The sequence below is a fragment of the Methanosarcinales archaeon genome (assembly GCA_014859725.1).
Lineage (GTDB): Archaea > Halobacteriota > Methanosarcinia > Methanosarcinales > Methanocomedenaceae > Kmv04.
Genome location: JACUTQ010000068.1, coordinates 1 through 11,293, shown reverse-complemented (window position 1 = coordinate 11,293; position 11,293 = coordinate 1). Strand labels below are relative to the sequence as shown.

The following is an 11,293-nucleotide window of genomic DNA, read 5'->3' as shown; positions in this document are numbered from 1 at the left end:
TAGAAAAAATACAAAACAAATCCACAGTATTATTTTGATTTTCCTTAGGTTATAAATCCTAAATTCCCGTTAATTTAGGCACCATACTTAGTTTCAGAATGTTCCTCCTGGGGATTTTACATAATTATTTCACAAAAACTAATATGGTTTTGTGAGATATGTTTTCGAAGTGGTATAATTTTTATTGAGAATCGATAGCCTGTGATTTATTAATATTAACAACGAACTGAACGAACTGACACGAACTCCGGAGTTCGTTTTGAGTTTGTTTTGAATTTGATCAAATTCCGTATTTGCTAGCATCATAATGCCTAAAAAGTTTGGGAATTTAGGAAATTAATGGTTTACATACAATACAAAAACTATTCAAGTAGCAAAAACATTAATATCGACAATGAATAGTGAGATCGTCATTGGTATCAGTGGAGCATCAGGAGTGATTTACGGGATCAGACTTCTTGAAGAACTTAATAAAAAAGAAGATGTTACTGTCCATTTGATTATTTCTGAACCTGCAAAACAGATCATTGACATCGAAACTGATTATTCTTATTCAGATTTGGAGTCACTGGCAGACTATTCCTGGAAAATAGATGACTTAACTGCACCTGTGGCCAGCGGTTCACATAGGACAGCAGGAATGGTGATCATACCCTGCAGCATGAAGACTCTTAGCTCTATTGCCAATGGTTTTTCTGATACATTAATAGGAAGGGCAGCTGATGTTTGCCTGAAAGAGGATAGGAGACTTGTACTGGTTCCAAGGGAGACACCCTTAAGTTTGATCGATCTGGAGAATATGGTGAAAGTACGTCGTGCGGGTGCTGCTGTGCTGCCTGCATGTCCGGGATTATATCCAAGACCGCAAACTGTAGATGAGATGATCGATTTTGTGGTAGGGAGAGTGCTGGATTTGCTAAATATTGAACACAGACTGTATAAAAGGTGGGAACCAGAAAATCCTGGCTAATGCTCGGATATTTCTAATCCAAATACAAATTAAGAAATAAAACGAATTAGAAATGAAAATGAAGATAGAAAGTCTTTCAATTACCTTTGTTTTACTCCTGATCGCATTGTTTATTAGCGGTTGCATAGATGATGAAACTCTATCAAGGTTAAACGGCGATCCTGAGGTTCAACGAGTTGAACCTTATGTAAACGAGATAGTTTTTGAAGATATTACCTTAAGAACAAAAGCTGCAGAGATCGTTAGAGATTGTCCTTCCGGGGATAAAGACTGCCAGATAAATAAATTATACCGCTACGTTGTGGAAAATTATTCTTATTACAGCGACCCCAGACAAGATGAGTTCATCCAATCACCATATGATACAATGGAAGTGGGTGGGGGAGACTGTGAAGATCTGACGATTTTGCTAATGTCCCTTTTGGAGAATATTGGAATTAATACGTATTTTGTTTTAACTGAAGACCATGCATATGGTCTGGCATGTGATGTGGATACTGATAACCTGCTGGAATACATGAAGGAACCCATTCTTGCCCAGGTTTCCAGAGATCTGGGTCAAAATGGAGATATGGACGTTATCATGAAAGGTGATGACATTTATGTTGTCGAAGAAAAAAAGCTGACTTTCACATTGGAACCGGGTTATATTTATTATTACGGTGGAGATGGAACTGAATTCGAGGACCCGGTTGAGTATATGAATATAGAATATGAGATATTTTCATCAGATCCCCTGGATATTTACGTGGTTCCATCGAAAGCAGAATATGAAAAAAAGACTACGAGAAAGTCATTTGAACATTTTACATCTTGTGCTAATCTAAACGTGATCAAGATCAGTGATACGTGTAATCGCATAACGACACATGGTGGAGTGATTCTGCAAAACGATAATCCGGATGAGGCTATAATCGAATTTGATCTGAAATTTTATTTCTATTATTCGACCCAGGAACTTCTTAAGGATCAACAGATATCATATTATGATATAAATAACCAGAGCTGTGTTGTGCTCGATGCAACCGCTGGAAAATATGGTTATCCTGGATATGATGCGAATCTTATTGGGGAAAAGGTCGCTGTTGATCCGTTGTCGAAAGAGTATCTGTATATTGAATGATATTTGTCAAATCCTCAAAATCATACATGTCCGTATTAATGATTATCTGCTCAAGACCTTTTGTATCCTGACAGTTACTTTTCATAAAAATAGTGTTTCCAAGCAAGTAAAGAGTAGGAAATATCTCCAGCATTTCAGGACCGGGTTGAGCAAACCCGGGTGGGACACTGGAAAGATCGAACATATCGATCAGTTCAATTTTAATAGGATTGTTACACCTATGAACGCATGCCGGAGGCTGTTCACTATAAAATCTGGATGTGTGACATGATCTGGCATAAGACACTGCAATATATTCGATGTGAGCGGAAACGGGCAGTCCTGTCCTGAGAGCTGCATTTACAGTCCGGGATTCAAGATCGGTTTCCATTCCAGTAATTCCCATTTTTTTGAAAAAATCCAGGGTTCTACTGTAATTCAGGTTAGTCTGTAGAAATGCTTCCTTAATATGTTCTGACTCGTCCCGCAAAAGATGATCTACCCATGGACAGGCCTCTGAAGTATGAACTATTCCCCTGCCTGCGATTATTTTATCGAATCTGCCAAGAGATTTTGTTTTATTTAATGAATAGAGTATCCCTGCATCATTAATTACCAGTTTTACTCCTGAAGGCAGCTCGTTAATATAATCCAACATCCATTTATAATGCTTCTGTGGTGTGATGGGGGTTACTACTGTCAGGTTAGCTACTTGAGAAATTGTATTTTTTAAAATGCCCAAACAGGGCAGTTTATGGACACAGCTCTCGCTGCCAAGACCGAATCGTATGTTAAATTCGTCAGCCAGGTTAATAATATTTTCAAGTTTTAGGTAATCTGCAGTTCTTATCTCGATCATGATAAACCTGATTCAGACAAACGATCTATTGATTGGCGTTTCAAGATATTTGCACCTATCCTGGTCACATAGCATCATCCAGACAGGAAATTCTTCCAGGATCCATGCTTTGATCTCTTCAGGCAAAGCTCCGTTATTTGTCATATCAATACCGCTGCGGTATGTTTGTATTATTGTCTTTATCATCTCTGGATTCATGCACCTGCCAACCACTTTAAGGGCCGACACCCCTGCATCCATCAACTGGCCCAGGCTGCATAAAGAACAATCAGTACCTGCATCTAAAATAGCATGCAGCCTGCCATCAGTGGAAACCCTATAATTCGCCCTGCAGGGAAGGCCGAGTTGAACTGCCTCATCAGCATTGTGTATCAAGTGACAGGTCCCGTTGATATTTGAGCAACCGAACTGGCCAAAGACCTCCAGTTCAACACCAAGACCTGATAATCCTTTGATTTCTTCAATAGTTATCTTAAAAGGTAAAACAACTTTGGCCACACCCATTTCTGCCAGTAATTGTATCTGGCCTATATTGAAATTATTCAAAAGGACACTGGCATGGATAGGCAGTCCAAGGTCCAGTTCATGCAGCAGGACAAGGGCACCGAATTCCCCAACAATAAGTGCATCCACTCCTGCATTAACTCCACGCATTACATGTTCAATATATTCAGTTTCAATTGAATCAGCCATGAAAGGTGTATTGACAGTATAATCCACTAATACTTCATTATTATGGGCATATTCTACTATTCTTTTCAGTTCTTCTGCAGTTTCAACATTACAGCTTCTACCCCTGCCTGAGAGGTTTAAATTTATAAAACCCGGGGTCTCCAGGCCCAGATAAATTTCGTCAGCCCCAGCTTCTATCACGTTTACGGCCGTGGCCATTGATTCTGCAGGGGCCATGAGGGTCAACTTTTTGGAATGCATGGGATTATAACCCTTTCAGTGCCCTGGCCAATAACGGTGCAACGCTTACCCTGCTTACTGCCTTTTCCAGGGTGTCAGTTGCTATTACATCCATGACCCCGGAATGATACAGTTTAAGAACTGCACTTCCTGCAAGGACCGGGTGGATACAGGCAACATATACCCGGGATGCACCCTGAGACTTGAGCATTCCCACCGCTTCTGCCACGGTACCTCCGGTTGCTACCATATCATCCAGTATCACCACATCCCGTCCCGTCACATCCAGGTTTTTAGGGGTCATCTGTACAGTATCGCCGCTTAATCGTTTCTTTTCAAGATGATCGTAATCAGCTCCCAATTCCTCAGCAGCAGACGCTGCTATGTGTACAGCTCCATTGTCAGGTCCCAGCACGACAGGTGAATCCAAATCCAGATCCTTCAGATATTTTCCTACATGGCGTGCTGCATCAATATCTATGGTTTTGCACTTGAAATGGTCCAGCACTGAATGTTCATGAATATTTACCGTGATGACGTTATCTGCGAGAATGGTGCGTGCGACAGCACGGGCGCTGAGTGCTTCTCCCGGATTGAATTGTTTATCCTGCCTGGCATACCCCATGTAGGGAATGACCACATGTACCTTCTCAGCTGTACTGCATGCATCGATCAATTGGAGCAGTGCCATAAAATCCGAATCGGTAGTTGTACTCTGTATAATAACAGCATCCTGACCTACGTCATCCAGGATCCTAACATACATCTCATTATCAGGAAACGTTTTAAATTCACACAGGGCAAGGTCACAGTCCAGGGCCTTTGCGACCCTGCTGGCAAGAAGCTGTGATGCAGGTCCTCCTATTATTTTCAAAATAAAATCCCTCTATTCATCATTTTGAAGGCTAATATAGTTGATATGACTTAAATCATTGTTGTTTTTTCCAGGTACCAGGATACTTTCCTACCCGGCTTTCAGGTTTTCATGTAACGGTTTTGAAAATTTCTTTTCAACTTCCTCCCGGTAAAAAGAATTATAGGTACAAAACGGGATCACCCTGCCATCAGGGGTGGCATAGTGAACACCGCAGCGCTGGATACGCTCGATGTCCATATTATATGGGTCCTGGAAATGCATAATACCTATAAGCATCATTCTTTCATGGAAAACTTTGGTTGAATTGCCTGAGCGGTGTATCAGCATATTATATAAATTCCTGGCAAAGTCAATGTCCTTCGGGCCGTTTGAGTCATCCACATACTGTCTTATCCCCCTGGCAAGTTTTTTGGTCCCCCTCCACCGTGCCAGTGTTTTGAAATATCGAACTTCATCCACTTCATGCGCCAGTTCTTCAATATACTCGAACAGCCCCTCTACGTCCACAAATCTCGTAACCGGGACCATATTGTGGTTCTTATCAACATAGATGTAGGTACCTGACCCGCAATGGGGATTTACGGAGAATTTCACATTTTCAATACCTGTTTCGGCATTGGCGAAATGTGATAAGGGTAGGATAAATGGGATTGGGTAAAAATCATCACTGGTAACAACTCCTTCAGTCTGTTCTTCTATCTTTTTCATTACATCAGGAATAGTGATGCGCTGTTCCTCCCTTTTTTTAGTATCTATCCTTCCGGTAAAAGAGATGGGCTGGAAGTTGACTCCTTTTATGATGTCAATGTTATCTGCAACGAACTGTACCATGGCCCCCAATTGATGGTCATTGACATTTCGGACCACGGTGGGTACGAGATCAATGGGCATGCCTGCCTCCCGGCAGTTTTGTATTGCCTTTTGCTTTATGGGAAGAGCATCGACCCCCCGTGTCTCCATGTATGGTTCAGGGGTCACGCCGTCAAATTGCAGATACACGGTTTTCAACCCCGATTCCCGAAGGTTACGACAATATTCCACACTTTCTGCCAGTTTTATACCGTTGGTGGCCAGCTGCAGATGTTTGAACCCCAGTTCCTTTGCCATCTTAATGAGATCAAACAATTCCGGCCGCAGGGTTGGTTCACCACCTGAGAACTGGATAGATGTGCATTTCACCGGTTCTTGATTGTAAAGCATTATCATCATTTCTTTGATCTGCTCCACCGTTGGTTCATATATATAACCTGAGAAAGCAGCATTTGCAAAACAAACGGGACAGTGCATATTGCAACGGTTAGTTATATCGATATTTGCCAGAATTGTAGATGTTTTGTGGACTTCACAGATACCGCAGTTATGAGGACAGCCACCGTTGGAGGAGGTTATATTGTTTAATACACCTGTACCATCTTGCAGGTATTTGCCAAAACGCTGATACTGAAAAGCATCTCCCCAATAGATGTCTTTGAATGTACCATGATAATCACAGCTTTTTTCAATGTAGATGGTGCCGTTTTCGTCATAAATAACCGCATCAATTAATTCATAGCACTCAGGACAAATTGATTTTGTCTCCTTCATTTCCATTATTCTCCATTCCATACTTAATATTGATGTTGTCGGAACAGTAATTAACCTTTAACCTTTATTAATTTCACCCAATGTTTCTACCTCAACCGTTACAAATCGAAGTATTTATAGCTCTGCCATTTAAATCACATAAAAATACTAATTTGGATGTAAAGAAAAAGGTGAATTACATATCAATCGAAGCAATTTCTACGATCGTTTCACACCGGAGCTTGTAAATTTTCTCTATACTTGTGTTATTCATGGATTGGAAAACATCGCACAAAATCCAAATCGGATATTGAAAGATAAACTGGTCGGCTTTTAAGACCTTTTAAGACAGGACAGCACAATCATCCAACTTCATGAAAAATTAGCAAATAAATTGCCAGCAGCGAGAACGAGAAAAATTGCTGCGGGTGTTAAGTTGAGTCTTCTTGTAAGTGCGACTGCACAAGTAATATTATTACAGTACCACCGAGTAGGTAATTCCCGGCAGGAATAATGTTTAAAGCCAGGGTCATCAGTGCTGCAAATGGTAGTCAGCAACATGAAAATGCCCGGATATATGGTATATCTTGAGGGCTTTTTAACTTTGAGTTTGTCACTTATCTGATAATCACTCCCGCATCTTCTTCATATACTTCACCCACCGCCTGGCATCCTCCACCTTATCAGTAATATTCAGTTTCTCAAAATCAGCCTGCTGAATCCTGCCTTCCTCCAGATCCTTCAGATCCATAATAGCCCTCAACAAACCTGCAGCCTCATCCTGTATATGTTCTGCCCTGGCTCTGGTCAGACGTGCCTTTTCGATACTTTCTTCATCAATCTGTTCTATGGTCTCCAGCTTGCGGATCAACCATTTCACACACTTTCTTTCTGATTCTGTCAATCTTTTTTTCTGGATCAGTTTCCATACAAGATCATGCAGTTGAGTATCCTGGCCATCGATTGTGATCATTTCAGGAATGGATTCTCCAACCCAGGCAAGATACCTGTGCAGTTTGAACAGCATATGCTCCCGTTCGGCCTGGGAGATGTACTCATTCATATCGAATTTCTTTTCAGTTGTGTTACAATCCATACTCACTTATCTCCAAATGCTTTCTTGAAACTCTCAAGGAATTCCTCCTTACTGTGCACCTTCTTTGAATACTTCTTCTCACCCTTGATATTCACAATATCCAGGTTCACAGCAGGGATTTCCACAGGCTCCCCGAAAATCCCCTGCATGATCCCTGCAAAGATATTCTGGGTCTTCTTGTCCTCAAGGTCCAGCTCCCCGAAATGGGCGAACCAGATCTTTAATTTATTCTCACCAGAAGTTATGCTTATCTTCCTGATCCTGCTCTCCCACCACGTATGCACCTTGATATCGTACTCCATATAATACCGATTGATTTCCAAAAAAGATAATCATTTGGATGCCATATCAAAGGTACGTGCCAGCCAGATGCAGGGACAGCTTGATCTGTCCATCCACATTCTCTGAAGTCACATTACCGTGCCCCGGATACATTGTCCCCACTTCAAGCCCTGTAAGGTACTTCAGTGATTCAATAAGCTGTATCATGCTGCCCCCGGTCAGGTCGACACGCCCGAAACTACCACCAGGGAATACAGTATCGCCTGAGAACAGTGATTTAGATTCTGCATGGTATAGGCATATGCTGCCCGGGGAGTGGCCAGGTGTGTGTATTACTTCTAAACCATCGCTATCTCCAATCTCAATATAATCGTCCTGGTTCAGTAGTGTGTCAGCTTTTAATACTGCTCTTTCACCGAACATGGAAGCAACATTTGACACATCATCCTGCAGCAGCACAGCATCTGCTGTATGGATTGCAATATTTGCTCCTGTCACCTGCTTTACTTCTTCCACCCCGCCCCAGTGGTCATAATGGGCGTGGGTAAGGACTATAGTTTCAATATCGGTGGGTTCTATAATGTCCGAGATCCTGTCAATGACATAACTGGCATTCATGCCCACATCTATCAGGACCGGTTTTGGTGCATCCACCAAAAAGGCATTTGCCTCATATGGTGAACTATTGATCAGATGGACTTTCATATGTGGTTCACTTCCTTAAATTAAAAGTCTAATAGTCGGCTCTGTGCTTTTTTCTCTGTTTTTCGTGCCTTTTTCTCATAATTGGCGGTATGTGGGGTTTCTATACCGCCGCCGAAATCAGTAAGTCCTTTTTGTTTTGCATCATAATCTAAAAATGCCACTTCCACACCCAGTTCCCTGAAAATACGCTCAACTGGTGGAAGTATCTGTTTCTTGATATAATATTCCACATCAAGGGGAATATTATTTTCTATAACATATTCCGGGTCATCTGCCCTGTCAGCCAAAATACCAGACCCTGCAGTAATAACAAACGGAATCCTGTCTCCGATAGAGGGTACGAATCCGGTGCGTTGCCTCATTTTCTCAATCACCATAACATGAGGCTGTTTGTTCTGGTAACTTTCGGTCTTTTTGGTGTACTTGCGGGTCAGCATCAGGTCGTCTATGACAGACAGATCGGCTTTCAGGTCGATGTTCCTGACACTGTTCACCACTTCCCTCACATACTGTATAGCATCATCCACCAGGCCTTCCTTTAGCACCAGTTCCAGCACTTTGCCCAGGGTCTTACTGGTAAGTTCGCACCAGTCCCGCCTGACTGTCTCCATACCTTTTACCTTTATACTGTCAGTCCAGCCCTGTCCTCCCGGTTCAAAGACCCAGACAGCATAGCGCTTCTTTGCCAGGAATATAGACCGCCTGGCAAAACTCTCAAACTCCAGCTCCATGGGATCAGGCAGTTCTTTTGAAATAATGCCTGATATTTTTTCACCCACAGCACCCGCATCATCCAGTGAAATACCTTCAGGTATAAGTTTGACAAACACACTGTCCGTATCCCCATACACTACTGACATGTCTATCTTCTGTGCTTTATCCAGATCCTTATCAGATATCTCCCCATTTTCATATACAGTCCCATCATGAATGAATAGACTTTTGATCTGCTCTTCTACAAGTCGTTTGGTATTCAGGATATTCTCACGGCCGTAGCCTGTGACCGAGCTTGCCATGTTGAGACTGTACAGTCGTGCCCTTGCATAACCCGAATATCCATAATAACTGTTCAATAATATCTTCAAGGCCAGTTGGGTCGCATCAAGTACCCTTGCTTCTTCCTTTGAAGCACCTTTCATTTTCTGCTTTGTCTCAACCCTGCTGTTTAACAGATTTTCCAGTATGACAGGCACAATACCCCACTGTACCCCGGATGACACGAACCTCCCCCCGGATGGAGTGACCTCCACAGCCCCCTCAGGTTCATCACCTATGATCTCGGTAGTATAGCACAGGTTGTGGGCCATCATGATAGTAGGGTACAGGGACTTGTAATCCAGGATGACCACATCCTCGATCAGACCTTTTTTTGGTTCCAGCACTTCCCCGCCTTTCAATTCCTCTCCCCTGACACGGCGGTGGTGTGAATTATCGCTACCAGGTTTGCGGGCCATTACTCTGTTGTGGGCCCGGTATTCTTTTAGCAGGATGTTCTCCACCATATTTGTCTGGCCGCCATCTAAGATCTCCTGGATCAGGGTGCCGCTGACCCTGGAAAGAGCCATGAATTTATCCAGCAAACTGAGTCGTTGCAGCAGGTCCATGGCCAGTTCAGAATCCCGTCTGGCATAATCAATAAATAACCTGAATTTCTCACCCGCATCATTCCAGTACTCCTCCATGTCCAGGGGATTGACATCCAGTTTTTTCCTGCCCAATAGCTCCATGGAAGAATTCTTGAGAGTATATTGTTTCAGGCTGAAATCACGCCTGATTATGGGTAATACATCAACCGTCACCCTGCCATTTACAGAAATATTTGTCATGTTGCCTATCTTGCGGTAATAAACAGACCTGCCATCCCGTCCCATCCTGGATCTGACCTTGATATTTGCTTCTTCCAGCTTCTTTACCCTATCCACGATATAGGGAATATCAAAACCATTTGAGTTATATCCCACAAAAATATCAGGATCATATTCCTTGATAATATCAAAGTACCTTTCAAGCATTCGGACTTCATCAGGGAAAGTTTCTGTATCACTGTCCAATCCTTCTGCATCCTTACCAACCAGCACCATGGTCCGGCTCCCGTTAAAGTGTGGCTCAAAGGCAAGGCTTATCATGATAATTGGGGACTTATCAGGTACAGGCATCCCTCCGTCAATGGGCAGGCACTCGATATCAAAAGCCAGGTACCTGAGAGTTGAATTGGTAATTATATCTACATGTTTCACTGCCTGGGATACTGTTTTGATCTGGGCTTCCACTTCATACAGGTTTATTCCATTTGATTTTTTTCCATCCATTGGTTCGGAACCGGTCTCAACCCAGGACATCCCTCCGATCCCGGAATCGATCATGAACCTATTTCTGAATAAGATATCTGTTTCATAGATATCAGATACACCAGCGTTTTTCAGTACATCATCCCTGATCTCAGGAACGCCTTTCGGGTCGTTCAGGACGATCTTGAGCATGGTGATAGGTTCCTTAAAATAACCTACCGGTTCAAACCGCTGGGTGAGTTGAACATCAATAACATATTCCCTGAATTTTTCTTTGAGTTCCTGTGCCAGCCTATCAGCATGTTGGGGATTGTCGGGTTTTAAGTAAAAATAAGGTTTAAAGCCGGGCACGAAACAGCATACACTCTGTCCGGCTTCATTTCTGCCGTATAATCTGATGACAGGACTGCCCACATCATCATAGGTATAATCAGCATCCAGTATCTGGAATTTCATTAAACCATCAGTTGAGTTGAAATCGACTTAAGGGTTTCTTATTTTTTATTTCATTTGATGTGGCAGGAATTTAAGAAACATTGTCTTGTCATGGGTTAAGAGTATTATTGTGATGGAACACGGATCGTACGGATGACGCGGATGCGCACGCTGTGACAAGAAAGTCATATCCTGAATTGCAGA

The 11,293-nt window shown here is 42.5% G+C and carries 10 protein-coding genes; 2 read left to right on the top strand and 8 right to left on the bottom strand.

Going from position 1 to position 11,293, the window contains the following annotated elements:
- Positions 1-394: 394 nt before the first annotated feature.
- Both IBX40_07150 and IBX40_07145 read left to right on the top strand, forming a co-directional pair.
- A complete protein-coding gene (locus IBX40_07150) occupies positions 395-970 on the top strand; it encodes a UbiX family flavin prenyltransferase (protein ID MBE0524091.1) in 576 nt (191 codons plus the stop codon).
- Between the two features lie 58 nt (positions 971-1,028).
- Complete coding sequence (locus IBX40_07145; GenBank protein ID MBE0524090.1) at positions 1,029-2,093, top strand: transglutaminase domain-containing protein; 1,065 nt, start codon at positions 1,029-1,031, stop codon at positions 2,091-2,093.
- Here the strand turns inward: IBX40_07145 and IBX40_07140 are convergent.
- The 8 genes from IBX40_07140 to IBX40_07105 form a co-directional block, all read right to left on the bottom strand.
- The gene (locus tag IBX40_07140) at positions 2,035-2,931 is read right to left on the bottom strand and encodes a hypothetical protein (GenBank protein ID MBE0524089.1); all 897 of its coding nucleotides are present in this window, start codon (positions 2,929-2,931) and stop codon (positions 2,035-2,037) included. The two genes, IBX40_07145 and IBX40_07140, sit on opposite strands and share 59 nt — an antisense overlap.
- A 12-nt stretch (positions 2,932-2,943) precedes the next feature.
- On the bottom strand, positions 2,944-3,864 hold the full coding sequence (locus tag IBX40_07135) for a U32 family peptidase (GenBank protein ID MBE0524088.1): 921 nt from the start codon (positions 3,862-3,864) through the stop codon (positions 2,944-2,946).
- A gap of 4 nt (positions 3,865-3,868) precedes the next feature.
- Positions 3,869-4,717 (bottom strand): ribose-phosphate diphosphokinase, encoded by an 849-nt coding sequence (locus tag IBX40_07130; protein ID MBE0524087.1) that lies wholly within the window; start codon positions 4,715-4,717, stop codon positions 3,869-3,871.
- 90 nt (positions 4,718-4,807) lie between these two features.
- Complete coding sequence (locus IBX40_07125; GenBank protein MBE0524086.1) at positions 4,808-6,304, bottom strand: radical SAM protein; 1,497 nt, start codon at positions 6,302-6,304, stop codon at positions 4,808-4,810.
- Positions 6,305-6,911: 607 nt separating this feature from the next.
- Positions 6,912-7,379, bottom strand: a complete 468-nt coding sequence (locus IBX40_07120; protein MBE0524085.1) for a hypothetical protein — start codon at positions 7,377-7,379, stop codon at positions 6,912-6,914.
- Positions 7,380-7,381: 2 nt separating this feature from the next.
- Positions 7,382-7,681 (bottom strand): hypothetical protein, encoded by a 300-nt coding sequence (locus IBX40_07115; protein ID MBE0524084.1) that lies wholly within the window; start codon positions 7,679-7,681, stop codon positions 7,382-7,384.
- A gap of 46 nt (positions 7,682-7,727) precedes the next feature.
- Complete coding sequence (locus tag IBX40_07110; GenBank protein ID MBE0524083.1) at positions 7,728-8,366, bottom strand: MBL fold metallo-hydrolase; 639 nt, start codon at positions 8,364-8,366, stop codon at positions 7,728-7,730.
- A 20-nt stretch (positions 8,367-8,386) separates the two neighbouring features.
- Positions 8,387-11,110 carry a DNA polymerase elongation subunit gene (locus tag IBX40_07105; protein MBE0524082.1) on the bottom strand — a complete coding sequence of 908 codons (2,724 nt, stop codon included), beginning with the start codon at positions 11,108-11,110 and terminating at the stop codon, positions 8,387-8,389.
- Between the last annotated feature and the right edge of the window lie 183 nt (positions 11,111-11,293).

Bases quoted from the DNA above. Each gene is read 5' to 3' on its own strand.
- IBX40_07150 (MBE0524091.1), top strand. From the start codon at position 395: ATGAATAGTGAGATCGTCATTGGTATCAGTGGAGCATCAGGAGTGATT.
- IBX40_07135 (MBE0524088.1), bottom strand. From the start codon at position 3,864: ATGCATTCCAAAAAGTTGACCCTCATGGCCCCTGCAGAATCAATGGCC.
- IBX40_07140 (MBE0524089.1), bottom strand. From the start codon at position 2,931: ATGATCGAGATAAGAACTGCAGATTACCTAAAACTTGAAAATATTATT.
- IBX40_07125 (MBE0524086.1), bottom strand. From the start codon at position 6,304: ATGAAGGAGACAAAATCAATTTGTCCTGAGTGCTATGAATTAATTGAT.
- IBX40_07110 (MBE0524083.1), bottom strand. From the start codon at position 8,366: ATGAAAGTCCATCTGATCAATAGTTCACCATATGAGGCAAATGCCTTT.
- IBX40_07115 (MBE0524084.1), bottom strand. From the start codon at position 7,681: ATGGAGTACGATATCAAGGTGCATACGTGGTGGGAGAGCAGGATCAGG.
- IBX40_07145 (MBE0524090.1), top strand. From the start codon at position 1,029: ATGAAGATAGAAAGTCTTTCAATTACCTTTGTTTTACTCCTGATCGCA.
- IBX40_07105 (MBE0524082.1), bottom strand. From the start codon at position 11,110: ATGAAATTCCAGATACTGGATGCTGATTATACCTATGATGATGTGGGC.
- IBX40_07120 (MBE0524085.1), bottom strand. From the start codon at position 7,379: ATGGATTGTAACACAACTGAAAAGAAATTCGATATGAATGAGTACATC.